Source organism: Leptospira fluminis (assembly GCF_004771275.1).
Lineage (GTDB): Bacteria > Spirochaetota > Leptospiria > Leptospirales > Leptospiraceae > Leptospira_B > Leptospira_B fluminis.
Genome location: NZ_RQEV01000002.1, coordinates 79315 through 104881, shown reverse-complemented (window position 1 = coordinate 104881; position 25567 = coordinate 79315). Strand labels below are relative to the sequence as shown.

The following is a 25567-nucleotide window of genomic DNA, read 5'->3' as shown; positions in this document are numbered from 1 at the left end:
AACACGATCTTTCCGGTGATTCATTCCGGGCTCAGTTTGAAATGAAGGCGTCGTAAAAGGAATAGGGGATAAAAAGAAGCGAGCCAACCCAAAAGAGGGGCCAGGCATAAGATGAGGGCCGGCATCCAGAGTTGAAATGTAAACGTGAGGGTCCAGCCGAAAGCGTTGCGATTGATCACGTACAGGATGATCGGGGAGATCACCAAGGAGACGACGATCCCGGACAGGACTCCGAATACCGTCAGGAAGATCGCTTCCGATCTCAGAATGGATGCGAGCTGAGCGGAGGATGCGCCCAGGTATTTGAGCAGACCGAGAATTCTCTGTTTATCGTATAGGTTCTGAATAAGCGAGGACAATAGGGAAATAAGAGTGATGAGGAGTGCGGTCACTTTTAAAGAATCCAAAACGCGGAATACCTTGTTCACTTCATAAAGATACAAGGAGCGCAATTGCTTGGAGTCCAGAAGGGCAAGGTCCGAATATCTAGGATCCGACGAGAAAAGTTTCCGCAAGGATTCGGTCGCGATTTCCAGGCCTTTCTCGGATCTATATTCGTTTTTAAGAAACAACTTGATGGAGTTTAGAGAGCGGACTCCGAATAATTTTTCATACGAGTCTATGTCCATCATCACCGTACCGCGCTCTGAAAAGAAATGTTCTTTAACGCCTTTTACGACGAATTTTCTGGGTCCTTGGGGAGTTCCGGAAACGAGAGCGTCTCCTATCTTCAATCCGTGAAGATAAGCCATATTGGAGGAAATCAGAATATCGGTTTCCTCCTTCACGAATTTTTCGGGTCTCTCTCCGGTATTCGCGTATGCCTTGAAGTCGTAGGCGTGGACGGTGAATACTCCCTGATCCGTTTCAAATCTCGTATTCACCAGAAAGCCGTCAAGATAAGAAGTAATCCGTAGATCCGCTATTTTTGGGAGCAGATCTTTGGGGACGCCTCCATGAATCCCCGAATGAAAATAACGATTATTAATAATAGTAATGTCCGAAGGATATTCCGAATCCACCCAATCGTTCAAGGATCGTTTGTAACTGTCGGTCAACACGGTGAGGCATAACACCAACGATACGGAGAGCATTACGGTCGCCGATGTGAGAGTATTCCTCCCGGGATTTTCCTTCAATTCCTCCAGGCCGATTTTCAGGAAGGGAAAGGCTCTATCCCCTTTTTCGAGCATCAGAACCGATCTGGAGGTGATCGCTTTGATCCCGTACGGAAACATGAGAGTGATCCCGATCACGATTCCTCCTATACCGAGTAGTCCCGGCACGGGTAGTTTCCAGGGAGAAGGAAGATTCGAAATTCCGAATGAAACCAGAAACAGGACCGTTCCTGCGATCGCGAATTTTTTTCCGTTAAACGAATTTCCGCTCCGCTCGGATTCGCGTAGGATCGAAAGTGGAGGCACGCTTCCCGCGCGGAGAGAAGGAAGCAGTGCGGAAAAAACGGAACCCAGAATTCCTAGGATTAAGGCGGCGGCGTAATCCTTCCATGAAATGCTTTCGTACGTGGAGAGAAATTCCCGGTCCACCAAGGTGGACTCCGGCCGAAAAAAATCCAATCCTGCGAAGAAGGTTCCGACCGCTAATCCCAAAAAACTTCCGACGACGCCCAGTATCAGAGATTGGCTGAGAAAGAGAAGGACGGCTTTGCGGTGGTCCAATCCGAGGGTCCTCAGAATTCCCAACTCCTTTTCCCTGCTCAAGTAGAGTCCGGACATGGTATTCGAAACCATGAAGAATGCGATCAAGAGAGAGATGAAGGAGATCACCAATAGATTCAACTGGAAGGAGCGCAGCGCGTTCTCGGATTTCTCGCGAATTTCCTGCGAGGTTTCCACCTGGTACTTACCGCCTAAGTTCCTTGTCAGGACTTTCTTCAGAGTCGCCGCTTCGTTTTCCTGACAACGCAAAAGCAGGTAGTCGGGGCCTTTGTCGGATTCGATCCAAGGAGAAGCGAGTGCAAAATCCTCGAAGACCAGGTATCCACCGTCGGATCGGACCGGCACGTAGTCCTTGATTTCCCGGCTCTTTCCGTCGATGGAAAGTTGGAAGGGTTTTCCTCGGTATCGATTCCAAACCGCTTGGGACACGAACGTGGTATCCGAGGGCGAGCGAAGTTTCTCCGCGTCTTTCGTGGCGAGATTGCCGGGAGCTTCCTTCAAAAGATCCATGGCTAAATACACGATTCTAAGATTGTCGGAAGCGATCGCTTCCCTCTGGATGCGGGGGAGAATCTTCGTGATCTTTCGGAGTTCCGAATCGGAAAAAATTTCGGAAAGGGTTTCCCAGGGAATCCGTTCTCCCGCTTGAGAGGGACCCAGTTTCAGTTTATATTCCCCTTTAAAATAACCTAATGCAAAATCCACCAGGGAGTTTTCCGCCTTAAACGCGTTGGCGGAGGTGGAAAGGAACAATCCGACTCCCAAAGAAATTCCCAACAAGGCAAAGACCACTCTGGGAACGTGGGTCCGGAAATATTCGAATAAGAACAGTAGGTAAAGATTCACCGTACTTTTTCTTCCTCCCGGAAGATTCTTCCGTCCCTCATCTTCAGCTTTATTTTGCCTTTCGCCCCGATTTCCCTGTCGTGGGTCACTACGATGAGGGAGAATTTTTCCTTTTCCTGCAGTTCCAGCAAAAGATCCAAGACTTTGCCGGCGTGTAACGTGTCCAAATTTCCGGTAGGTTCGTCGGCAAGTACGATCCTAGGTTTTTTGCACAAAGCCCTGGCGATGGCGACTCTCTGCTGTTCTCCGCCGGAAAGTTCGTCCGGTTTATGCGTTTTCCGCTCCGCCAGACCCACTTTTAATAGGGATTCCTCCGCGATTTCCCGTGCTCGTTTTCTCCCCATGCCGGCAATGTACAAAGGCATGGCGACGTTTTCTATCGCGTTCAGATAGGGAAGTAGATGAAAGAATTGGAATATGATTCCCGTATCCGAACGCCTGTATTCGGTCAGTTCCGATTCGGAAAGGGAAGTCAGTTCTTTGCCGTTTACCCATACTTCTCCGGAATCCGCCGTATCTATTCCGGAAAGAATATTCAAAAAAGTTGATTTTCCCGAACCGGATGGACCCATGAGGGTTATGAAGGAATTCGGAAGTTCCACTTCGATTCCGTTCAGAACCGGGGTGATCAACTTTCCCGTTTTGTATTCTTTTTTAAGATCTCGGACCAGGATCCGATCGGACGGTTCGGGCATGCAGCTATTTTCTTCCCCGGCGTTCGAATGCAAGGAAAAGAAAGGGACCTGCGATCGTCGGTTTGATATCTAACGAATGATCCGCCGTTTTTCGGAAGAACCTACTTTATGATCCTTGCAAAATCGATTCCCTGGTAATAGTGTCGCAGGATTTCGGTGTACGTATAGTTCTGTTTCGCCATTCCGAAACTTCCCCATTGGCTTAGGCCTACTCCGTGTCCCGAGCCCATTCCCTTGATCAGGAAGCCTTCGTGGTCCCGTTTGATTCCGAATCTTAGGGATTTGACCGACGCGCCAAGAAGGCTACGGAATTCTTTCCCTTTGATCTTACTCGTCCCTCTTGAGCCCACTACTTCGATCAGGTCCACTCTGCCCGATGAGGTTCTGGAAAGCACTTGGATGGATTGGATCTGACCGACTCCTAAGGAAGCTAATGCTTGGTCCATCGTGTTGTGACTCAGTATGTCCTTCCACATGAAATTGTCTCCCGCATCGTCAAAGCGGGAGGACACGGATTCCAAGTACGGAATTTTTTTCCCGCCCCAAACCTGATCGGGGGTTTCCGTTCGTCCTCCGCTATTGGAGTGAAAGAACGTGTGGATCGGGTCCTCTTCATAGACGGCCAGAACTCCTTCTGTTTCCCTTACGGCTTTCGTGGTCTTCGGGTTTTCCTTATCCAGTCCTGCATACGCTTGGGAACTGACGGTGGCTTCGACGTCGTACAGGGAATCCTTTTTATTCAACATTTCCCGCACTGCGTAGGTCCTCGAGCAGATTGCTTGCGCTTTGAGAGCTTCCGTAGGCCATGTAGCGGGGACTTCGGAAGGAACGACCGCATACAGATATTCTTCCAGCGGTACTTGGTTCACGATCAGAACGGATCCGGAACGATCTGGTTGGAGTAGGATTTCTCCCCGATACCTTCTTCCTTTGTATTCCAATCCGGGATGTTCCGAGACGAATCGGATCGGAGCCTTGACTTTGCGCGCGTCCAAAGAGATGATATCGTAAGCGCGTTTGATCAGTAGGTTGTTTACGTCGTAAACGGAAATGGTTCCCTCCGCCTTCAGGAGCAGGTCCGATTCCGCTTTTCCTAAAAAGACACGGATCGTTTCTACGGACCTCATTTGGTGGGGTGGATTCCAGGGTTTGATGACGACGGTATTGCAACCGATCGCGGAAAGGAATGCCAGTGCGGAAAAGAAAATGCGGAATTTCATCTTTAGGAACCCCAAAAAACGTCTTTGGGTACAGTATCGAAGGATTTTTCCGATTCCTTCAGCGATTTTTGGGGACGAGTAAGGAGACCGCTTCTAGGTGGGGGGTCTGCGGAAACGGGTCGCAGAGGAGACAATCCGAAACTTCGTAGGAATCGGAAAGGATTCGGAGATCGCTCAGCATCTTTTCGGGATTGCAGGAAACATAAAAGAGCTGTTTTACCGGGTTTCGATTCAGAAAAGAGCAGAGTTCCGGGGAAAGTCCGCTTCTGGGCGGATCCGCGATCACCACGGATTCCGACCAAGGGAGGGAAGCGGCTTCCATCCTTTCTAGTCCCTTTTTATGGAACAAATCGAAGGCCAGCAATTCCGCATTCTTATTGGGAAATTCCTTAGCGATCGTTTCCGAACCCGAGGAAACGGAGGAAGGTACCACGTCCACCCCCAAGATACTTTTAAAACGTTCCCCGAATAGTACGGAAAAGAATCCGCTCCCGCAGAATAGGTCGACTAAGAAATCCGAATCCATGATTCTGGGTCGGATGAATTCCAGGATATTCAGGAATTCCCTCGGGTTCGGCTGAAAAAATCCGTCGAAAGGGATTTTAAACGTCCTTCCTAAAATCCTCTCTTCGAGGAAATCCCTTCCTTTGACTACGAGACTTTCTCCCGAAGCCGATACTTCTCCTTTTTTACGATTGAAGCAAAACACGACGTTTGCCGCTCCAGATATCCGACCCGCCGATTCCATCACTTCGTTTAACGATTCGCTTTTTCGGAAATCCTCCGTGAACGTGAATATCGTCATGGAATCTTCGGTAAAAGTCGATTTTCGCAGCGTGACGTATTTTAAAAACCCGGTTTCCCTTTTTCGGTCGTATTCTATCTCCGGAAACTCGTCTAGCAGGCGTTTGACGCGATCGAGTTCCGTGTTGGCCCATTCAGACTGGATCGGGCATTCGTTCAGAGGGATGATTCTCCTGAAATTCCCCGCCATTCTTAAGCCAACGACTTTTTGGGGAAATACGGCAAAGTCCATTCGATTTCTATAATGGTACTGCCGCTCCGCGGGGAGAGTCGAAAATTTCCGGATTCCCGAATCTTCCAATCCTCTGAGTATCGGTTCCGACTTCAGCGCGAACTGTCTCCCGTATTCCAAATGCTGGCCCGAACAGCCGCCGCATGATCCGAAATGCGGACAAGGCGGAGAAGACGTCCGGTTCTCCAGAAAATCCGCTTCCCATTTATAAAAGATCTTACGTTTTCCGAATTTATAAACCGTATAAACGTCTCCCGGTAGGGAGTACGGAATTTCGATGGATTTGTTTCCGAGTTTCGCTCTTCCCCTCAGGTTCGCGCCTATGGATTCGATCCGAACGACTCCTGCGGGTTCCGGATTCGGAGAGGAGGACCTATTCCGAAGCGGATCGGAATTCATCTGACCTCTATATTGTCCAGGCCTTGGTTCGCGAAGATTTCTTCGTACTTAGCTATGAAAGGGGCTTCCTTTTCTATTCTTTCCTCGATCGCCATTCCGGCGATTCCGTCTTCGCCGTATTCTAGAGCAAAGTCCCTTCTTGCCATTCTGTGTATCAACTCGTCCCAGAAGAGTTCGTTGTCGTAATCCGAGATGATGTCGAAGATATCGGTCTGGTCCTCGAATTTTCTAGTGGGATAATACACGTTGTCCGCAGCGTCGTAATCCACGAAATCCTGCTTTCCAAAATCCGCGGCAAAGGACAGGATGTATTGCTCGAGCTCCGAATACGCAGGCGCTTCTTCTCCACCTTCGTTGAAGGCGTTAATCATCCAGCTCGAAATGGCGACGGACTTAAGCAATGTTTCGTACTGCTCCGGAGTAAATTCAATTTTCATCGGAAAATCCTCGGTATGAGGGACAGTTTTAGGTAAGTACGGCTTGGGGCTACCAGATTTTTGAAGAATTTAAACGCGTTTCTTTTTCCTTGTCTGTTCTTGTTCGCGTTCTGTTCCTGCGCGAGCACGTCGAAATTCGAAAAATTGGAAGAGCCTTCTTCCGGAAAATCTCTTTTGTACGTGCTCCGACCGGCGCAAACCGCCTTATCCCTTTGGTCCTTTCCCGTCGAATTGTTTCGTTACGAAGGTCCGTTCCAGAACGGAAAACGAAGTTCCATCGCGAAACTTTCGATGGACTCCGCCGATTTTTTTTCGATGGAACTCCGACCGGGATTTTATTCCCTAGTTTGTCGCGATATGGATAAGATCTTTTACGCGAAGGAAGGCGGAAGAATCTTTTTACTGATCCAGTTGTTCCATCGAGGGACGTTTTCCGTACCCGGAATTTTTATCAAGAATGCGGAATCCGAAGAGTCGATTCGATTTTTGTTGGAAGGCGCTAGAATGAACCGGACGAATCCGATCGGAGAATAGCGGGATCGAGGAAGGATAAAAAAGACCCTCTCCGAAAAGGAAAAGGGTCTTTTTTCGTTCGATTAAATACCGCAGCTCGAAACGAGACGTGCGTCGGAGGAAACTTCGCTTCTCATTCTATCCAGAAACGAATCCGGAGTATTCGCTTCGAATAACGTCGCGAACTTTTCCTTGCCTACCCGGCCGAAGGCGGCCGAATCTTTGCATCCCATCAGAGAAGCAAGAGCTCCGACCCTTTCCCCGTTTCCGCGTGCGAATTCCTGCTCCAGTAAACGATAGTTTACGTGGACGAATATCTGCTGCTGTCTTTGTTTTTCGGACACTCCTGCAGTTTTGCAATTCAACGTTCCGGTCGAGATCCCGAACGTTTGGTTTCCGGAAAATCCGTTAACCGTGGCGGCGATGACTTGGTGTACTTTTTTGTTTTCCGCGATGACGACCGCTCCTAATCCGCAACCAGCAGCTCCGTAACCGTCTCTTGCGGAAATGATCGTAGGAAGTCCCGCCAATGCGACCAATAAAAATGCGATGAATATCTTCTTCATATTTTAATTTCCTTAAATTCCGCAGCTCCGAGCCAATAGCTCGTCATCTTTGATTTCGTTTTTCACCGCGGCTAATAAGGAGGAGGGGGTAGTCTCTTTACCGAATAACCGGGAATAGTTGGACTTGGTCAGCGCTCCGAATTGCGGGATCGTTTCGGTAGGGCATCCCAAAAGATGGGATAAGGTGCTCAATCTTTCCCCTTTTCCTGCGGACATTTCCGATTCGAGGAATTGGAAATTCTGAGCAATGAATATCTCCTGCGCTTTCTCGTTCTTAACGAGTCCGTCGGTCGTGCAATTCAACGAGCCTGTGGAAATTCCGAATGTCTGATTCCCGGACGTACCGTTGGTCGTCGCGGCAAACACCTGTACTATCGCGGTATTTTTTTCGAAAATCACCGAACCTAAACCGCATCCCGCGGCGCCGTATTCGGCGGACAAATGATTTGCTCCAGTCAGGAGTAATAAATAAGCGCCTAATCCGATCGAAATAAGCCTTTTATTCATATACGATCCTTCTCCTTTTTTAAAGAGGATCATCTGATCCCTTAAAAGAAAGGTGTCAACAAGAATAACCCTTCCAATATAGCTTATTTTTGTGCAATAAGACGGAATCCGAAGCAAATTAGAAATTCAGAAATCAAGGAATAGAAACTTTTATTGACAAACATGTTCGAAGTGAGTTTGGAAAAAATTCATTGACTAAGGTATTCGCATAAATACGGTTAAGGCCTTATTTTCCTTACAGGAGACAATAGAATGAAAAACCGATTATTAGCTGCTCTCACGGCTGCGGTTCTTTCCGGTGCGTTATTCGTATCGCCGAAAGTGGATGCAAAAGGCTACGGAATGGCGGGTTGTGGACTGGGTTCGATGATCATTAAGAGCAACGATATCCTTCAAATATTTGCTGCGACGACTAACGGTACTTCCGGTAACCAAACTTTCGGTATCACGACCGGAACTTCTAATTGTAGTTCCGACGGGATCGTAATGAAAGAGAAAGCCCAGGAGTTATTCGTAACCGTCAATTACGAAAGTTTGGAACAGGAAATGGCTCTTGGAAAAGGGGAAAAATTGGTCACGTTCGCACAGCTACTCGGATGTTCTTCCGACGCATCCTCCGCTCAACTCGGTAAAATGACCAAGGATAAGTATTCCTCTTTGGTACAATCCGATACGACTCCCGCGTTACTGTTGTCCGCGGTGAAATCAGAAATCCTTAAAAACGAAAGTTTGGCTAAAAGCTGCTCTTTGCTATAATTCGGGAGAATAAAGAATCATGAAAAAACTCATTCTTATATCATTAGCTTCCATTTTTGCGCTCTCTTTCGGAGTGACAAATCTTTCGGCCAAATATGGTGCGGCAGGATGCGGACTCGGCTCCCTAGTGATTTCCAGCGGAGGAATCGTACAGATCTTTGCTGCTACCACGAACGGTACTTCCGGAAGCCAAACCTTCGGTATCACTACCGGTACTTCCAACTGTTCGAAAGACGGAATCGTTCAGACGGAAAAAGCCCAAGAGATTTTCGTTCACATGAATTACGAAACTCTGGAACAGGAAATCGCGAAAGGACAGGGAGAAAGACTTACGAGCCTAGCTTCCCTTTTCGGATGCCCGAAAGATTCTAAACGTTTTCATGAAGTTGCAAAGGAGAACTATTCCAAGATCTTTACCGCAGCTTCTCTGAAAAACCCTAGTATCGTTCTTTCCAACCTGCGCGACCAGGTAGGAAGCGACGTCGAACTTAAAAATTCCTGCAAAATCTGAAAATCGTGTTTGCATAGGAATTCCTTCGAAAATACCCTGGGGCCCGATGATCCCCCGGGTATTTTTTTTGTGACGAAAGTCAAATTCCTCGGATTCTTCCCGCTTTTATTCCTAATCTTATTTTTCTTTTGGATAAATCTCTCGGCGGATTCGGAAACTTCCCCTTCCGGGCCGACTCCCGATTCAGGCTCCGAAGCAACGGAGAAGGAAGAAGAGAATGCGACTTCTCAAATGCCTAGCCCCGAGGAGGAATTGAAGAGGAACTATTTTTACGGAACCTTCGATCCTGAAACTGCGGAACAAAAGAACTATCTCAACGAGCTTTTACAGGGAATGGAGAATGAAAGGTTGTATCTGGATCCGCATTGGTTCCGGATGCAAAGATACAAAAAGGGATTTTTCGGCGGTGTGGAGAGCGAGGCGGACAGTCTTTTGTATTTTCTTTCCCCGGACGGCAAATCGGATCCGAAGGCGGAAATGAAGGCGACACTCCACGCCTTTTTCGGCCCGGAGTCGGATCGGATAGAATTGATGCACCCCCAGTGCATATACCCGGAGAGGTATTTTTGGCTGAAAGAAAAGCTTCATTTCGATCAAAAGTTATTAAAAGAAATCGAATGTACCCGCTTCGCGACTTGGAGGGATTCCTTGGATCCCAAAAGCGTTACCGTCGTTTTTTCCTCCTATTATATGCAGTCTCCGGCCTCGGTTTTAGGCCATACGCTTTTTAAGGTCGACTCCGCAAAAAACGCGGATTCGGAATTACTCGACTACGGGGTGAATTACGCTGCGAATACGGACGATCACAACCCCTTTACGTACACGATCCGCGGATTGACCGGAGGGTATCCCGGTACTTTCGCGATCTTCCCTTATTACTTAAAGGTAAACGAATACAACGACATGGAGAGCCGCGATCTCTGGGAATACAAGTTGGCTTTGAGTAAGGAGGAAAGGGATAGATTCCTGAGGCATCTTTGGGAAATGGGTCGGAATTATTTCGACTATTTTTTCTTCACTCAGAATTGTTCTTTCCACATGTTGGGGCTGTTGGACGTGGCCAGGCCGGATTTAAATCTGACGCAAAAAGCGAATTGGATCGTTTCCCCTCCCGACACGGTGAAACTCTATCTTTCCGTTCCCGGATTGGTCGTCGAACGGAAATACAGGCCTTCCCTGTATTCGAAAATAAAACAAAAACTGATTCTGATGACCGCCGAGGAACAGGAACTTTATTGGTCTCTTTTGGACGCTCCGGAAGTTCGGGACTTTTCCGGGCTTCCCGATCTGGATATCCGCTCTTCTCTAGTGCTGGACGCTCTTCTGGATTCCTATCGGTACCGGAAATCGAGGGATAAAAGTTCGGACGCGGAGCAGATGAAATATAAAAAATATCTACTGCTTCGTAGCAAGACCCAGGATCAGGTACAGATAGACGAAAGCATGCAGGTGACGACTCCTCCGGAGGAATCGCATTCCTTGAGCAGAGTGGCCGTCGGTTTCGGCGCGTCCAATCTAGGCGGGTTTACGGAATTGAAATATAGGATCGCGTATCACGACTTTCTAAACACGGATAAGGGCCATGTTCCGAATTCGGAGGTTCAGTTTTTGAATTTGACCGTCAGGAAATACGAGGGAAGTACCGCGGAATTTACCTCTATGAATATTCTGCGTCTCATGTCGCTTTCCCCCTATAATCCGATTTCCAAACAATTCTCGTACGGGGTGGATCTAGGCACGGACACTGTGATGGTGGAAAAGGAAAAATTTCAGAAGAATTTGGATTCGAATCGGCTCGGTGCCGTTTTTCCGTCCGACCCTGTGATCCAGTCGGCCAATCTAAATCTAGTCCAACAAGGGGATCGAGAAGGCAGGCAGTTCATTCGGAAACAAGCAGGTAATTTGGAGGTTCTGTACGGATATTCTTTCCAGGACGAATTTTCCGGTAAAAAGGCTCCTTTCCTAGTTTCCTTCTTGGGCGGTCTCAAGGCGCAGCCCGGAGCATTTTTCGAAGGAGGGGTTCGATACGGACCGGAAGCGGTGCTGAACGTATTAAAGGAATTGGGCGCCTGGAAATTCCAGTTGTACGGTTCCTACCAGTATTTTAGGGGAAGCGGAAACGAAGATAACTATTCCGGAAATCTTAGGATCCGTTATTTATTCAATAAGGAAAACGAGTTGCGGCTGGAGCTGAACTCGATGAGACACTATGACGAAGTTCTATTATCGTATAATCTACTTTTTTAAACGACTTCCTCGTTTCTTTCCGATCCTACTGTTCGGTTGCACGAGCCTCTATTATCATCCGACCAAGATGGAATACTTTACTCCGGAAAAATTCGGCTTTAAGGCAGAGAGTTTGTTTTTGGATACGAAGGACGGGGTAAAACTGCATCTCTGGAAGATCCATTCGCAGAACTCGGACGCATCCAAATCACCTAGAGGAATCATACTTCAGTTCCACGGAAACGGGGAAAATATGAGTACCCATTTCATCTCCCTGGTTTGGCTGGTCCACTACGGTTATGAATTGTACACGTACGATTATAGAGGTTACGGAGCTTCGGGCGGAGAGCCCGATCCGGAAAGTCTGTACGAAGATAGTTTGCTGGTCTTGGAGCAAGTGCATTCCTATGCGCGTTCCATAGACAAAAAATTGATCGTGTATGGACAGAGTTTAGGCGGAGCGGTGGCAATGCGCGCCGTTCCGGATATGAAGGCAAAAGATCACTTAAGTTTAGTGGTGGCCGACGGAACTTTCTCCTCATATCGGGATGTGGCGGTTCAGATCGGTAACAAGACGCTGTTTCCGCCGATGGGCTACCTGCTCGGACCCTTCTTTAGCGATACGATGAGCCCCAAAAATTTCATCTCTAAGATCTCTCCGATTCCCCTTTTAGTCGTTCATGGGACTGAGGATCCTGTGGTCCCGTTTTCCAACGGAAAAGAGGTGTTTCGTCTTGCGGCGGAACCGAAATTGTTTTGGGAAATACGAGGCGGCGGTCACGTGGACTGGATGCAATTGGGAAGGAGCGAGGGGGCGAAGAATTTCGTCAAATTACTGAATCAATTCCTTTCCCCTTCCGGATAGAATTTCGCGGTTTCTCTGAACAATTTTTCGTTTTCCAACAACGCTTCCAGAGCGGTCGCCTGATCCACTTCTTTCAGAAAATATTCCGGTCTTGAAATCTCGTCCTTATTGAAGATTAGAAATTCCAGAAATACGATTCCATCCTTTTTCAATAGTACGATTTTTTCCGCGGAGGGATCCGAGCGAAGGGAGATTTTATAGAATCCTTCCGAAAAATTCCCCGTCCAAAAGGTGCCGTTGGATAGGGATACCGACGCCACCTTTCGGGGTTCCTTCTCCTCCCTGAAATGGCGGCGGTACTTGTAGATATCCAGATCGTAATTCCATACGGCCATGGACGTTCCTACGGGGCGGATCAGATAGAGAATCGTGGAGGAAGGGAGGGGAGTCTCCAGAGAGGTAAATCTCTCCCGAGCAGTGCAGCCCAAAACGGAAAGGACGGAAAGAAGGCAGAAGATAGAGACAATTCTCTTACTCGAAAAAGACGCGGTTCCAACAGGATTCTCCAACTAACGATCCCCCTTCGGGAGAAGGATTCTAGTCAGCTCCGAATTATACAATCCTAATATATATTTTTCCTCTCCCGCTTCGGCCAGTCCGTAGGCGAATACTTCGAACAGAAAGGCCGCTCCGAATCCGTAGCTTCCGTCGGAAATATCGTCGCAGGCCTTCAGGCCGGCCGGTTTCGTTTCCGGCATCCGTAAGCTAAGATACGGAAAGTCTGCCGGACATTCCACGTGCGAATACCTTTTGCCGTCGGCGTGTCTGGCTTCATGAACCAACACTAAGGCCTGTTCGATCTTGGAAAGTAGAAAGAAACTTTTTCCTAGGACGATCGTTTCTCCGTCATGGTAGGCCAAATACGGATCTGTGCGCCCGATTTTAAAAAAGCGGATCCGATTGCCGAACCAGAAGTCCAGTTTTTGTCCAGAAAACGGAAAGCCGAATCTCTCTTCGAATCGGGAGGTTTTTAGATAGAAATCGCGATCGACCGCGAGTCGCTTAGGTTCTAAGGATCGGATGAAGGTACGCAAACTTTCGATCCTCGCCGATTCGATCCGATCCGGATCTCTAGGAATCCAGCGGGAAAGAAAATCGCAGGGAAAAAGCGGCAAAGCGAATACAAGGATGAGAATAAGCAGTCGGAGCATTGCGAGGATTTCTTTAAGTCGAACGAGATTCTTATTTTTCGGAGGACGCGTTTTCCAGATAAAGTTCGAAACTTCGATCCAAATAATACGGACCGGCAAATCTGGACAGATCCTTTTCCCGTTCTGCGGAACGGAGGCTTAGGTAGCGTTCCCGCCAATTTTCCGCCGTTTCCGCACGAAGGGAGTTTTCTCGGTTCTTCCAATCGGACAAGGCAAACGCCAAAATTTCCCAATTGAACCTAGTTTGCTTTAGCAAGGATTCCCATTCCTCGGGGTCGAGTTTCCTTTTCTTGAATATCACTTCCTCCAGAATGTCCACGGCCAATTGGTCTATCACGGATCCGTTTTGCTGGTAGATTCTCCGGATCGGAATCAAATAATCCTTTTCCGGGACCCGATCGCTTTGCAGCGCGAGAAGTAGGGAACGTCTAGCGGAAGCACAGGAATCCACGTATTTTTTTTGGTCCAAATATTCCATGGAAAGAATGTGATGAAAGATCGGATTTTCCCGGAAGATCAGGGCTCTTTCGATCAGACTTTTTTCCGGAGATCCTTGGTCTTTTCCTTTATAGGCCAAGATGCAGATCCTGTGCAAATCTTCGTTTCGGGGAAAGTAAGGAAGGAATTTACGGCAACGGTCCGTCGCTTCCGAATTCTTTTTCGAAGCCTGTAGGTTTCCGATCTCCTGCAGGATCGCTTTTTCATCGGAGCTATAAACATGACTCGATTCCAACAAACTCAATGCATTTTTGTAATATTCGAGATTACCGGTGCGCGAGGCCCAGAGCAATGCTCGGTAACGGAGATCCCTGTCTTCGGGACGTTTTGTCAGTAATACGCGGGCCGTCTCCAAAGCTTTGTCGGGAATTCGGAGTTCGTCGTACAGATCCGTCATCTCTCTCAACAAACCTTCTTGGTCCGGCTGCATTTGGAGGCTGGTTCTAAAATGGCGCAACGCCTCTAAATTTTCGCCTCGGCCTTGGAAGACTTTGCCCAGAACCCAGTAATATCTAAAGTCCCGAGGTTTTCCGGATTCATCGGCGATGGCTAGTTTTTCCATCGCCTGTTCGTACCTTCCTCTCCGGACCTCCTCGGCGGCTTGCTCCAGGAGTTCTTCCCAAGAAAAGGTTGAATTCAAGGCCAGGACGGATTTTATAGTGCAAATAACTAGAAAGAAACAAATGGAAAATGTGCGTCGCATTAGAGGGATCCGCCTTTTGACGGAATTTCTCCGTTCACTGCCGGACGCGAAACTCCGTAAATCCGGCCTTCCGTGATCGAAAATATGCTCATTCCCATCTTTTTAAACCATCGGACATTTTGAAAAAAACAAGAGGTTTCTCTGAATGAATTCGGTAACGATTATTTTGTCTTTGGCTGTCCTGGCCATTTTGACCGCGGTTGTATATGCCTTGAAGGTCACCAGGATTACCATCGGAACCGAGGGCGGTAAAGACCAGGAATCCAAAAAACTGGTCGAAATCTCCTCCGCCATTTCCGAAGGCGCTATGGCCTTCCTGGTGCGGGAATACAAAACCATTTCCCTTTTTATCGGCTTTATGGCCCTGCTGATTTTCTTTCTTTTGGATAATCCGGAATCGGCTGATTTTAACGACGGTTTGTTTACCGCGATCGCGTTCGTTTCCGGCGCATTGATTTCCTGTCTCTCCGGATTTATCGGGATGAAAATCGCTACGGCCGGAAACGTGCGGACCGCTCAAGCCGCCAAGACCTCCATGGCTAAAGCTTTCCGGGTCGCTTTCGATTCCGGAGCCGTAATGGGGTTCGGCCTAGTAGGGTTGGCCGTCCTCGGGATGATCGGACTCTTTCTATTGTATACCGGACTCTTTCCGAACGTAAGCAAACTGTATCTGATGGAAGCTCTCGCGGGATTCGGTCTCGGCGGTTCTGCCGTGGCTCTTTTCGGTCGGGTAGGCGGCGGGATTTATACGAAAGCCGCGGACGTGGGTGCCGACCTTGTCGGAAAAGTGGAAAAAGGGATTCCGGAAGATGATCCTCGAAATCCTGCTACGATTGCGGATAACGTAGGAGACAACGTAGGAGACGTGGCCGGGATGGGAGCCGATCTTTTCGGATCCTGTGCGGAAGCGACCTGTGCGGCTTTAGTGATCGGAGCGACCGCTGCCGGTCTTTCCGGAAACGTAGATGCTCTTCTTTATCCTTTGCTGATTTCCGCATTCGGAATTCCGGCATCCCTTTTGACTTCGTTTATCGCCAGCGTTAAGGAAGGCGGAAACGTGGAAAAGGTGCTGAAGATCCAACTTTGGATTTCCACTCTTTTAGTCGCGGCGGTTATGTATTTCGTCACCGACGTTTATATGACGGACTCCTTCGAGATCGCGGGAAAAACGATCACCAAGTGGAACGTATACGTCTCCTTGATCGTAGGCCTTTTTTCGGGAATGTTCATCGGTTTGATCACCGAATACTATACTTCCCATTCCTATAAGCCGGTTCGCGAAGTCGTGGACGCATCTAAAACGGGAGCGGCGACGAACATCATCTACGGATTGGCTCTGGGCTACCAAAGTTCCGTGGTGCCCGTGATCCTTTTGGTAATCAGCATTGTGACCGCGAACCTTCTCGCTGGAATGTACGGAATCGCTATCGCGGCTCTGGGAATGATTTCCACCATCGCTATCGGTCTTACGATAGACGCTTACGGTCCCGTTTCGGATAACGCAGGCGGGATCGCAGAGATGGCGGAACTCGGAAAAGAGGTTCGGAATCGTACGGATACCTTGGACGCTGCTGGAAACACCACTGCGGCGATCGGAAAAGGTTTCGCTATCGGTTCCGCCGCTCTGACTTCTCTGGCCTTATTCGCGGCCTTTATCACCAGAACCGGCACGACGGGGTTGGATATCCTGAATGCGGAAGTATTCGGCGGGTTGATGTTCGGAGCTATGCTTCCTTTCGTATTCACCGCGATGACGATGAAGTCCGTCGGAAAAGCAGCCGTAGACATGGTCGAAGAGGTTCGTAAGCAGTTCCGCGAAATTCCGGGTATCATGGAAGGAAAAGCGAAACCGAATTACAAAAGATGCGTGGACATTTCCACGTCTGCCGCACTCCGGGAAATGATTCTCCCCGGACTTTTGGTTCTTTTGACCCCCATCGTAGTGGGATATCTTTTCGGAATTAAGTCTCTTGCGGGAGTGCTCGCCGGAGCCTTGGTCGCCGGGGTGGTGCTCGCGATTTCCTCCGCAAATTCCGGAGGAGGCTGGGACAACGCCAAGAAATATATCGAAAAAGCTGTCGGAGGAAAAGGTTCCGAGCAGCATAAAGCAGCGGTCGTGGGAGACACCGTGGGGGATCCCTTAAAGGATACTTCCGGTCCTTCGATCAACATTCTGATCAAATTGATGGCCATTACGAGTCTCGTGTTTGCGGAATTCTTTGTCCAACAAGGCGGACTGCTGCTCCGACTCTTCCATTGATCGAACGGATGATCCGATAAAAGGTCTCCCGAAAGGGAGGTAAAGGGGACCGGAAACGGTCCCTTTTTTTATTTCTGAAGTTTCCTTCGTATCCTTGGAAATTTATTGACTCGCAAATAGCGGTAAAGAAGGATTTTATTTGAATCTATTTTCATTTTGTGTACAATCTTTCCGGGACAGAGCAACAGGGAAAAAAATGAGGAATCCAAGGTCCGTTCAAAAAATCCGGCACTCGCTTTCGACAGGATTCTGTTTGGCTTCCGCCTTATTCCTGTTTCACTGCGGAGCCTTTTTGATGACGGATTCGAAGAACCTTTTTCCGAATTCCTCGAATACGGATAAGAACACTGCAAGCCTCTTGGCTCTTATCCCTTCCGGTCCGAACGGAGGTTCCTTTTCCTTCGCGAACGTTCCTTCCGGGTTGGTCTCCCAGGTAAGCGCGAGTTATACGTTCAATTATCAGATCGTGGCCTCGAATGTGGCCCCCGCTAGTAATATAACGATTACGATCCAGAAAAGCTGCCCGGCCCTGGCTGCGCCCGACTCCTTTCATTTTCCCGGATCGAATCCGACCTCGAACACTTATACTCTGAATTACCCCGGAGATTTTTCGAACGGGAGTTCCAACATTTCCATATCCGTTTCGAATTTCGGATACGTCGACACCTGCATCTACTCCCATACCGTCAGCGCGTCCAATAACTCGGCGCTTCCCGTCGGAACCAGTCTGGGCTCGGTAACTCTAAGCTATTTCGATAGCGGTTGATGCGTTTTGAGTCCTGCAGGTCTCGAAGGAACGGATTTTGTGTCGCCTCTTACCCGTTTAAGGGCAAAAAGAGTTCCGAGATGACGGACATTTTGACCGTATCGGAAGTATGGTCCTTCGCATTGTGGATGAAGAACATTCCGTTATGTTTATGTGCGATATGATCTACGGCAGTCAATCCTAGTCCGAAGCCGAATCTTTCCAGATCGGCAGCGTCTTCCACCGGAGGCAATACTCGGAAGAAGGGTTGAACCACTAAGTCCTCGTATTTTTCCTCTATTCCTCGGGACGAGTGATCCACTAGGTTCTTGACCGCGATGCAAAAATAGCCTTGTACGACGCTCGAGTATACGTCGATTCTCGTTCCTAACGAGCAGTATTTGGAGGCGTTCAGTAGAATTTCTTCGATCGCCATCAATAGGGATCCTCTTTCCACTTCCAACGAAGGGTTGCTTTTCAGCTCCGAAAAGGAAAACGTAAGATTTCTGGATTGAAGGATCGGAGAAAGCGCTTTCGCTTTTTCCTTGATCTGGTCGATCAGATCCCCGGCGGACATGGGCTCCAATTTCGCGTCGCGATTCACGATGTCCAGGAGGTCGGAAATCCCGGTCAGTATGTTTTTGGCGGCCTGTTGGTTCGAATAAATCATATCCATGATTTCTTTACTAACCACGTATCCTTCGTCCGATTCTTTTTGCGAAAGTTTCAATATATCTAATAGAGTGATCAGGGCTCCGATCCCGGATCCTTGGGACAGCGAAGTCTTCAAAGAATAAAGGGAGGAAATTTCCCAGGACTCCTTCGTGGATTTTCTTTGGGCTTCCTTGAACGTCAGCCATTCCAATTGTTCACGCAATTGCTTGCTTCCTATATCGTCTATTTCCTTTTCCGTTTTGAGCGTCCGGATCCGATCCGCGGCCTTCTTGATGGATTTGAAGAAGGAATCGGGGTGGATGGGTTTGATCAGATAATCGAATACGCCCAATTTCATCACGTCTATGACGGCTTGGGATTCGTCGATCGCGGTCTCTATGATAATGCAAGCATCAGGTTGGATTTCCTTGAGTTTTTGCGTAAAAGTCCTTCCGTCCATGATCGGCATCATCAGATCCACGATGAACAGGGAATACAGTTTTGCCTGGGCTTTTTTTAAACCGTCCTCTCCGTTGGCGGCGAATTCGCACTTTAAGCCTAGGCGCTTGCAGTAAGAAGCATACAGCATCGAAATCTCTTCGGAGTCTTCGATGATTAGAATGGGTTCTTCCAGAAGGGTATTGATGCTGCTCGGCGTGATCCTTTCCTGTCCTGCTACGCTGCCTTGCGCGACGCTTTCTTCCATTGATTTTCCCCCGGGCTGGTTTAGAAGACGCTATTAAGGAAAGAATTATACAAAATATTCGAAATATAGAAAATACGAAATTTATTATTTTACGATTTTATTTTGGAGTGACGGGATTCCGTGATTTTCGGAAATTCGATCGAAAAAGGAAAGCGTGAGAATTTCCGATTTTAGCTATCCGGTTTGTTCGAAATCCGGTAAAAAATGCGTCATTCGATTCCTAGAATGTCCGGAGCCTTTACTATACCAGTTTGCGGAAACGCACGTAAAAGGGATCGAATCCCATCGCCTTCCAAAACGCGACAGCGTTTTCGTTTTCGGCGACGGCCCGCAATTCCACGGCTCGGATTCCGTTGTCTTTTGCCCATTGGAACGCGACTTCAACTAAGGGCTTCATGAATCCCGATTTTCTTTTTCCCTGTTTCGTGACGGTAAGGTCTATGAAAAGATTCCTCTCTTCCTCCAAGTAGGGCTTGTCTTCCACTCTCGCGATCAGAACGGACACGAGTTCTTCCCCCAGGAATCCGCCTAAGAACACAATCTTATCCGTACCTCGGATCTTCAGATAAACGTCCACCATTTTGGCCGCTGCTCTGGGGCGGACGTGAAATACTCCGTCTAATTTTAATTTGTTGAGCATCCGGAAAAACTGGTTCACGAGTTCGATCACCGCTTTTCTGTGCTCCGGTCCGATCTGTCGTACGGTAAAATCTTTCGGAATCATTAAGTCTCGTCGGAAGAAAAAGAAATTGATTTAGGATCACTTTTTAACCATATCGAGGGAGTGAAAGCGGAAATGCGTCGGATATGGATGCAAAAACCGTGGAAACCGGCTGTTGTGGTATTCGGAATGAAAGGGATAAAATCGCGTTTCGCAGTTTTTTCGGGTTTTCTCCTGCTTTTCGCAGGCTGCCAAAATCACGAATCGACTCTTCCGATCGCTTTGTTGGATTTTATCGCTCTCGATTATGTGATCTCATTGGATCCGGACAGGTCCGCCGTTTACTTTTCCTCCGTGCGAAGCGTGGGAATGGAAGTGGCTTACGAATCCGGAGCCGCGCCGGAAGAAGGCTTTATTTCCGCTTCTACTTCGCTTCCCGTATGGGAAGTGACCCGTCGCAATGTACAAAACGTTTTCGACGGCAGGGGATACACCGTATCGGTTTCCGTTCCGTCGGGCAGCCTCGAAGAAATGGAGGAAATTCCGAGCCAAGGAAAATCCCTTTGGAGCGCCGCGGATTTGGCGGCTCTCGCTTCGACGTACCGGAAAAAGAAATCGGATTTTCAAAATGCGAATTTCTTTATAGCCTTCGTGAAAGGTAGGATGGCGAACAGTAGCGTCGTCGCGATCACGATTTCCGGAATCTTTAACCTAGGCGCCCCCGCAATATTCGTTTTTAAGGATGCGATCAATGCCTTCCCGCTTCAGTACAGAAAGTCGGCGGAACAATCCACCGTGGTACACGAGTTAGGGCATGCCTTCGGTTTGGTAAATAACGGAATCCCTCTGGCTTCCGGCCATCAGGATTCCTCGCATGGAGCCCATTGTACGAACATCAAATGCACAATGTACTACTCCATCCAATTGGGAAACTTCAATCCGCAAAACCCTTTGGTCTTCGGGGACGAATGTATCCAGGATGTCCGAAATTTTCGCCCTTGAACCGAAGGTTATTTTCTACAATATCTTATCCGCAAAGAAGGATTTTAAGCCGGCGATAGGCAATCTTTCCTGAGACATGCTATCCCTTTCCCGTACGGTCACGGTCTTGTCCGAAAGAGATTCGTAATCCACGGTCACACAGTACGGTGTTCCGATTTCATCCTGGCGTCGGTATCTTTTTCCGATCGCGCCTCCGTCGTCGTACTCCATATTTCCCAAAGCCGAAAGTTCGCCGAAGATGGACCGGGACAATTCGGGGAGTCCGTCCTTTTTCATCAGGGGGAATACTCCCACTTTGACAGGAGCGATCTTTGGCGAAAAACGAAGGACGGTTCGGACTTCTCCGTCAGCCAAGGTCTCTTCCGCATACGCGTCCGTAACGGTGGCTAAAAACAGTCGATTCAATCCGAGAGCGGGCTCCACTACGTAAGGAACGTATTTTTTATTTGCCGCTTGGTCCTGGTATTTCAGGTCTTCTCCGGAAAACTTTTCATGCTGAGAAAGATCGTAGTTCGTTCTGGAGGCGATTCCCCAAAGTTCTCCCCATCCGAATCCGTATTTGTATTCTATGTCGGAAGTGGCTTCGCTATAAAACGAGAGTTCTTCTTTTTCGTGCTCTCGGATTTTTAGGTTTTCCTTTTTTAACCCGACCTGTTCGGTCAAGAAACGAAGACAATATTCCACCCAGTGTGCAAACCATTCCTTTTGTGTGCCCGGTTCGCAGAAATATTCCATTTCCATCTGCTCGAATTCGCGGGTTCGGAACACGAATTGTCTAGCCATGATTTCGTTCCGGAAAGACTTTCCGATTTGCGCGATTCCGAACGGGATTTTTCTTCTGGTGGTCGAGACGACGTTCTTGAAATTGATGAAGATCCCTTGAGCCGTTTCCGGGCGAAGATAAATATCCTGCGCATCCTCCGCAGAGGCTCCGTGCGAGGTCTTGAACATGAGGTTGAAGTCGCGGGCTTCGGTAAAGGTACCTCTGTTTCCGCAAGTGGGGCAGGGAAAATTTCCTTCCTGAATTACCCGGTTCATTTCCTGTAAAGAGAGTCCGGTGGCGGCGCCTTCTCCTTTTTGGTCTTCCAAAAATTTGTCGGCACGGATCCGCGCCTTACAATTTCTACAGTCGATGAGAGGATCGTTAAAGTTGGAAACGTGTCCCGAGGCTTCCCAAACCTTCGGATTTAGGAGGATGGAAGAATCCAGTCCTACCACGTCTTCCCTCAGGTGTACGAAATGTTTCCACCAAAGTCTCTTCAGATTGTGAAGAAGTTCGGCTCCATAAGGACCATAGTCGAACGTATTCGATAGTCCTCCGTAAATTTCCGAGCCGGGATAAACGAAACCCCGTCTTTTACAAATGGATACGATGTCTTTTAACGAGGAATCGAGTGTTTCTTTCTTCTCCATGCTCCAAGAATTCCCGAATCCTTGTCGTGATAAAGTATTAAATTCCGGAGACGCCTCCAATTCTTGTTTGCTTTGCGGGACTAGGAGGATCCAATGGGCGGAGGATGTTCGAGACCACACAATCCCGCAGACGACGGATACTGGATTGGGGGATCAATTTTCTTTCTTGGATTTCCCCTTTTGTCGGATTCGGTATCTTTTTTCCGTTAGGAGTGCTTTTTGCATTTCCTACAGGTCGTAATGTCCGAAGGAACGCGTTTTCTTCCCTCATCCTTCAGGTTGCCATTTTAGGTCTACTCTATCCTTTGGAGATTCTGCAACTGTTCTCCACCAAGGCGGAGCAGTGGATTTCCGTTTTTGTCCTGGTAAATCCGGAAGTTTCCGGTCTGCACGGTTGGTTTTTATTGCCGATTTTCTTCGTGATCGGTCTTATCTTTCTCATCCTTCAGGCAAGATTCGTAAAAGCGCATTTGCGCTCGGGAGAAAAGCGGCCTCTGATTCTTGCTCCCGTTTTTCTTCTACTGTCCTTGTTCTGCGTGCTGATTCTGACCCATCATCTCGCGTTCGAGGACGAATTCCGGGTTAAGATGGCTCCGTTCGTCGTCTTGTCGGAAAGCATCTGGATTTTTTTCCCTTGGCTCATCGCGATCGCGGGGATGATCTCCGGGGGAAAGCAGATTTTTTTATTCCGCCGCCCCTGGGCTTGGTTCTCCAAACAGGTTTTCGTTTCTAGGGCGGATGAATCGGGGGATTCGAACTCTTCCGTAAAGAAAAGGAAATATGCGATCCTTCGTGACGCTTTGATTCCGGGCTGGGGACATATCTATTCCGGAAACCTTTGGAGGGGATTCCCCATTCTCTTCGTCTTCCTTTTGCTCCTGTTATTTTTTGCGACTTTCTTTTTCTCCTGGATCGAACCCGCTTTCGGAATCCGGTACCTGGCCTCCTTGGGATTAAAACCCGGAATCCCGGATAAGAAGTTTTTCGAAGTGGCATCCTCTTTTATTCCTTGGGCGGTCGCATTTTTGCTTTTGGTCTCCATCGGCGTGTTTTCCCACTGGCTACTCCGTAAATCTTTCCGGAGAAGTATGCATTGGAGAGGGCTTCGTCCCGGATTTGCGAATAACGTGGCGCTGAGCATCCTGATCCATCTGGTGCTCCTTTCTTTGGTCCTAATCATTCCGGCAATGATCAACCGAAAGTCGGAAAAGGAAAAATCCAAACCGGACGGGCATTACACTCCGGAAAACACGATGGAATACTATTTCATCGATCCGAACGTTCCAGACGAAGTGCAGGGACTGAACGGAGGAGTGATCACGGGAACGGATACCCCGAATAAGAACGAAGGGGAGAAGATCCCGAACGAAAAACCGTCCGATGAAGGACGGGTCAAGGGAGACGTTCGGCGGATCCGCGGGAAAAAACTTCCACCCACATATTCCAATTATATCTCCGCAAAAATGAGGGCTTTCGAATCCTTTATGGAGTATTGGAAGACCGCTCCTCAGAACTATTCCTGCGTGGTCGCATACACAATCACTCCGGAAGGAGACGTGGTGGATATAGAGTTGGTGGAGAATTCCTCTTACCCGGAACAGGACCGCAGGACTTTGGAATTGATCGAAAACCTTTCACCCATGATGCCTCCTCCCGGAACGAAAGGGTATGTGCGGGTTACCGAACTTTTCTGGAACGGAACCATCAACCCGGAAAGTATGCCTACAAAACTGCAGAGCGATCTGGTTCAGATGTTCGACGGTAGATACATGGAGGAATTGTGAGCGTAGAATTACTTTCCCTCCTGAGCGTTTTTCCTTGGGCTTTCGTTCTGGTCTATATTCATCCCAAAATTTCCGTACAGAAATTATTTCTCACCGTTGTCGGCGCAGTTCTTTTAGGATGGCTTTCCACTGAACTCGTATTGCAATTAAATTCCTGGTTTTGGCCGAACGTTCCCGTACCCGGAAAGAAAACTTCCAGTTCCATCCTGTCCCAGACGCTACACATCGCTTTCGTACAGGCAGGGATGATGGAAGAGGCGTGCAAGTCCGCTTTAATATTAATTTTTTCTTATATAATTTCCTTCGATCGCAAGACGAAGCGTTTTTTGCCCGAAGTATTCCTGATCGGAGGTTTTGTGGCGCTCGGATTTGCCGGAGTGGAAAATTACCATTATATCAAATCCGCGAACGAACACGATCGGGTCGCCACCTTTATCGCGAGAACGTTAAAGTCCACGAACGCACACCTGTTGATCAATCTTTGCTTTTCCCTATTTTTATTTAAGAGCAATTTCAAGGAAAGGGGAGAAAAGGCAAAGTATCTAGGATACGCCTTCGTTCTGGCGGTAGTACAGCACGGGCTCTTCGACTTTTTCGTGCTTCCGAACGGTCGTTTCGGTTCCTGGATCGCGACGGCGTTGTTCGTCGGAATCTGGGTTTGGATCGTAAGAGATCGCAGGAAATTTTTGGTTCCCTTGGACGCCGAAATCATACGGGAAGGGGAGTCTTCTCTTCCCAATCTTTCTCCGGGACGGTCGGGTGAAGTATAAGGAAATCAAGGTATCCATACCCAAGGAATTTGCGGAGGAATTTTCCTCCCTTTTGGAGGAATGGCAGGTCGCGGGTTTTTATGAAATCCTATTCGATCGGGAAGAACCCAGAAAATCCGGAGAAGCGATCATTTCGGATAACACTCCGATCCGAGTGTATTTGGCGGAGGATGACTCGGCTTCCGAAGCTAAGATCTGGGTCTATCTAAAGGCGAAGGCACCGGAAGATTCCTTTGCGGAATCCAGATGGATCGAAACCAAGGAATACGAGGAAGCGTACAAGGAATTCTATAAGCCTTTTTCGATCGGAGTTTTTTGGGTGGTTCCGACTTGGGAAAAGGAATCCTGGGAGCAGGCAAAGACGAATCCTGCGGAGGGAGTTCCGATCTATATCAATCCGGGATTGGCCTTCGGAACCGGGCACCATGAAACGACACGGCTCGTTCTGTCCAGATTGGGAAGTCTGGAGATTCCCGGAAAAAAGGTCGTAGATATCGGGGCGGGTTCTGGGATTTTATCGGTCGCCGCCTCCAAGCTCGGAGCCTCCGAAATTCTAGCGGTGGACATAGATCCGAATGCGGTGCGCTCTTCTCTATTCAACCGCGACGAGAACGGAATTCCGGAAACGAAACTGAGGGTGGAAGAAGGGGGATTCGATCATCCTCTCGTCGTAGAGGGTCGATTCGATCTATGTATCGCCAATATCACGTTTGCGGTTTTAAGGGCAAATATGGATAAGATTGCGGCGCTAAATACGGACCATTTTCTTTTCAGCGGAGTGATCACGGAGAGGAAAGCGGAATTCCTAGAATTGCTTTCTCATATCGTGGGAGGCGGCTTGTTGTTCGAGACTTCCTGGAACGGTTGGGAATTGGTGGAATGGAAGAGGGGAGCCGCGTAAGATCGTCCTGCGGTCGGAGAGTCGGATCTTCGTCGCAACTAAATTCCGTTTTTATAATATTTA

Annotated in this window: 24 protein-coding genes; 11 read left to right on the top strand and 13 right to left on the bottom strand. The window is 48.4% G+C overall.

Annotated features, from left to right (window positions below; translation table 11 throughout):
- Positions 1-20: 20 nt before the first annotated feature.
- The 5 genes from EHO61_RS01650 to EHO61_RS01630 form a co-directional block, all read right to left on the bottom strand.
- Positions 21-2525, bottom strand: coding sequence for an FtsX-like permease family protein (locus EHO61_RS01650; RefSeq protein ID WP_135811909.1), 2505 nt, complete (start codon positions 2523-2525; stop codon positions 21-23).
- The gene (locus EHO61_RS01645; RefSeq protein WP_135811908.1) at positions 2522-3220 is read right to left on the bottom strand and encodes an ABC transporter ATP-binding protein; all 699 of its coding nucleotides are present in this window, start codon (positions 3218-3220) and stop codon (positions 2522-2524) included. Before EHO61_RS01645 ends, EHO61_RS01650 begins: the two co-directional genes overlap by 4 nt.
- A gap of 101 nt (positions 3221-3321) precedes the next feature.
- Positions 3322-4440, bottom strand: a complete 1119-nt coding sequence (locus EHO61_RS01640) for a SpoIID/LytB domain-containing protein (RefSeq protein ID WP_135811907.1) — start codon at positions 4438-4440, stop codon at positions 3322-3324.
- Between the two features lie 58 nt (positions 4441-4498).
- Positions 4499-5875, bottom strand: coding sequence for a class I SAM-dependent RNA methyltransferase (locus tag EHO61_RS01635; protein ID WP_135811906.1), 1377 nt, complete (start codon positions 5873-5875; stop codon positions 4499-4501).
- Positions 5872-6312, bottom strand: a complete 441-nt coding sequence (locus EHO61_RS01630; protein WP_135811905.1) for a hypothetical protein — start codon at positions 6310-6312, stop codon at positions 5872-5874. The genes EHO61_RS01635 and EHO61_RS01630 overlap by 4 nt, the downstream gene beginning before the upstream one ends.
- A gap of 60 nt (positions 6313-6372) precedes the next feature.
- On the opposite strand from EHO61_RS01630, the gene EHO61_RS01625 reads away from it, so the two are divergent.
- Positions 6373-6846: a hypothetical protein gene (locus EHO61_RS01625; RefSeq protein ID WP_135811904.1), complete on the top strand. Its 474-nt coding sequence runs from the start codon at positions 6373-6375 to the stop codon at positions 6844-6846.
- A 62-nt stretch (positions 6847-6908) separates the two neighbouring features.
- On the opposite strand, the gene EHO61_RS01620 is transcribed toward EHO61_RS01625, so the two are convergent.
- The gene (locus EHO61_RS01620) at positions 6909-7391 is read right to left on the bottom strand and encodes a DUF3015 family protein (protein WP_135811903.1); all 483 of its coding nucleotides are present in this window, start codon (positions 7389-7391) and stop codon (positions 6909-6911) included.
- 12 nt (positions 7392-7403) lie between these two features.
- Positions 7404-7898, bottom strand: coding sequence for a DUF3015 domain-containing protein (locus EHO61_RS01615; RefSeq protein WP_135811902.1), 495 nt, complete (start codon positions 7896-7898; stop codon positions 7404-7406).
- A gap of 252 nt (positions 7899-8150) precedes the next feature.
- Between EHO61_RS01615 and EHO61_RS01610 the strand changes: the two genes are divergently transcribed.
- From EHO61_RS01610 to EHO61_RS01595, 4 genes are all read left to right on the top strand, one after another.
- Positions 8151-8654 (top strand): DUF3015 domain-containing protein, encoded by a 504-nt coding sequence (locus EHO61_RS01610; protein ID WP_135811901.1) that lies wholly within the window; start codon positions 8151-8153, stop codon positions 8652-8654.
- Between the two features lie 19 nt (positions 8655-8673).
- Entirely contained in the window at positions 8674-9165 is a 492-nt protein-coding gene (locus EHO61_RS01605) for a DUF3015 domain-containing protein (protein WP_135811900.1), read from the top strand.
- A 231-nt stretch (positions 9166-9396) separates the two neighbouring features.
- Positions 9397-11412 (top strand): Lnb N-terminal periplasmic domain-containing protein, encoded by a 2016-nt coding sequence (locus tag EHO61_RS01600; RefSeq protein ID WP_246031950.1) that lies wholly within the window; start codon positions 9397-9399, stop codon positions 11410-11412.
- Positions 11375-12256, top strand: a complete 882-nt coding sequence (locus tag EHO61_RS01595; protein ID WP_135811898.1) for an alpha/beta hydrolase — start codon at positions 11375-11377, stop codon at positions 12254-12256. Before EHO61_RS01600 ends, EHO61_RS01595 begins: the two co-directional genes overlap by 38 nt.
- Here the strand turns inward: EHO61_RS01595 and EHO61_RS01590 are convergent.
- The 3 genes from EHO61_RS01590 to EHO61_RS01580 are packed head-to-tail and all read right to left on the bottom strand — an operon-like array spanning position 12232 to position 14545.
- Positions 12232-12765 carry a hypothetical protein gene (locus EHO61_RS01590; RefSeq protein ID WP_135811897.1) on the bottom strand — a complete coding sequence of 178 codons (534 nt, stop codon included), beginning with the start codon at positions 12763-12765 and terminating at the stop codon, positions 12232-12234. The two genes, EHO61_RS01595 and EHO61_RS01590, sit on opposite strands and share 25 nt — an antisense overlap.
- Positions 12766-13407: a hypothetical protein gene (locus tag EHO61_RS01585; protein ID WP_135811896.1), complete on the bottom strand. Its 642-nt coding sequence runs from the start codon at positions 13405-13407 to the stop codon at positions 12766-12768.
- A gap of 31 nt (positions 13408-13438) precedes the next feature.
- Positions 13439-14545, bottom strand: coding sequence for a tetratricopeptide repeat protein (locus tag EHO61_RS01580; RefSeq protein WP_342776029.1), 1107 nt, complete (start codon positions 14543-14545; stop codon positions 13439-13441).
- Between the two features lie 208 nt (positions 14546-14753).
- Between EHO61_RS01580 and EHO61_RS01575 the strand changes: the two genes are divergently transcribed.
- Both EHO61_RS01575 and EHO61_RS01570 read left to right on the top strand, forming a co-directional pair.
- Entirely contained in the window at positions 14754-16868 is a 2115-nt protein-coding gene (locus EHO61_RS01575; RefSeq protein WP_135811894.1) for a sodium-translocating pyrophosphatase, read from the top strand.
- Between the two features lie 196 nt (positions 16869-17064).
- A complete protein-coding gene (locus tag EHO61_RS01570; protein ID WP_135811893.1) occupies positions 17065-17634 on the top strand; it encodes a hypothetical protein in 570 nt (189 codons plus the stop codon).
- A gap of 49 nt (positions 17635-17683) precedes the next feature.
- On the opposite strand, the gene EHO61_RS01565 is transcribed toward EHO61_RS01570, so the two are convergent.
- Positions 17684-18973: a hybrid sensor histidine kinase/response regulator gene (locus EHO61_RS01565; RefSeq protein WP_135811892.1), complete on the bottom strand. Its 1290-nt coding sequence runs from the start codon at positions 18971-18973 to the stop codon at positions 17684-17686.
- A 241-nt stretch (positions 18974-19214) separates the two neighbouring features.
- Complete coding sequence (locus tag EHO61_RS01560) at positions 19215-19697, bottom strand: GNAT family N-acetyltransferase (protein WP_135811891.1); 483 nt, start codon at positions 19695-19697, stop codon at positions 19215-19217.
- Positions 19698-19784: 87 nt separating this feature from the next.
- Here EHO61_RS01560 and EHO61_RS01555 point away from each other — a divergent pair, with 87 nt between their 5' ends.
- Positions 19785-20636, top strand: a complete 852-nt coding sequence (locus EHO61_RS01555) for a zinc metalloprotease (RefSeq protein WP_246031949.1) — start codon at positions 19785-19787, stop codon at positions 20634-20636.
- Positions 20637-20651: 15 nt separating this feature from the next.
- Here EHO61_RS01555 and EHO61_RS01550 read toward each other — a convergent pair whose 3' ends face one another.
- Complete coding sequence (locus EHO61_RS01550; RefSeq protein ID WP_135811890.1) at positions 20652-22049, bottom strand: glycine--tRNA ligase; 1398 nt, start codon at positions 22047-22049, stop codon at positions 20652-20654.
- 104 nt (positions 22050-22153) lie between these two features.
- Between EHO61_RS01550 and EHO61_RS01545 the strand changes: the two genes are divergently transcribed.
- Genes EHO61_RS01545 through EHO61_RS01535 form a run of 3 tightly spaced genes read left to right on the top strand, consistent with a single transcriptional unit; the run spans position 22154 to position 25504 of the window.
- Positions 22154-23833, top strand: coding sequence for an energy transducer TonB (locus EHO61_RS01545; protein ID WP_135811889.1), 1680 nt, complete (start codon positions 22154-22156; stop codon positions 23831-23833).
- Complete coding sequence (locus EHO61_RS01540) at positions 23830-24603, top strand: PrsW family glutamic-type intramembrane protease (protein WP_135811888.1); 774 nt, start codon at positions 23830-23832, stop codon at positions 24601-24603. Before EHO61_RS01545 ends, EHO61_RS01540 begins: the two co-directional genes overlap by 4 nt.
- Positions 24593-25504, top strand: a complete 912-nt coding sequence (locus EHO61_RS01535) for a 50S ribosomal protein L11 methyltransferase (protein ID WP_135811887.1) — start codon at positions 24593-24595, stop codon at positions 25502-25504. The genes EHO61_RS01540 and EHO61_RS01535 overlap by 11 nt, the downstream gene beginning before the upstream one ends.
- Positions 25505-25567 lie beyond the last annotated feature (63 nt).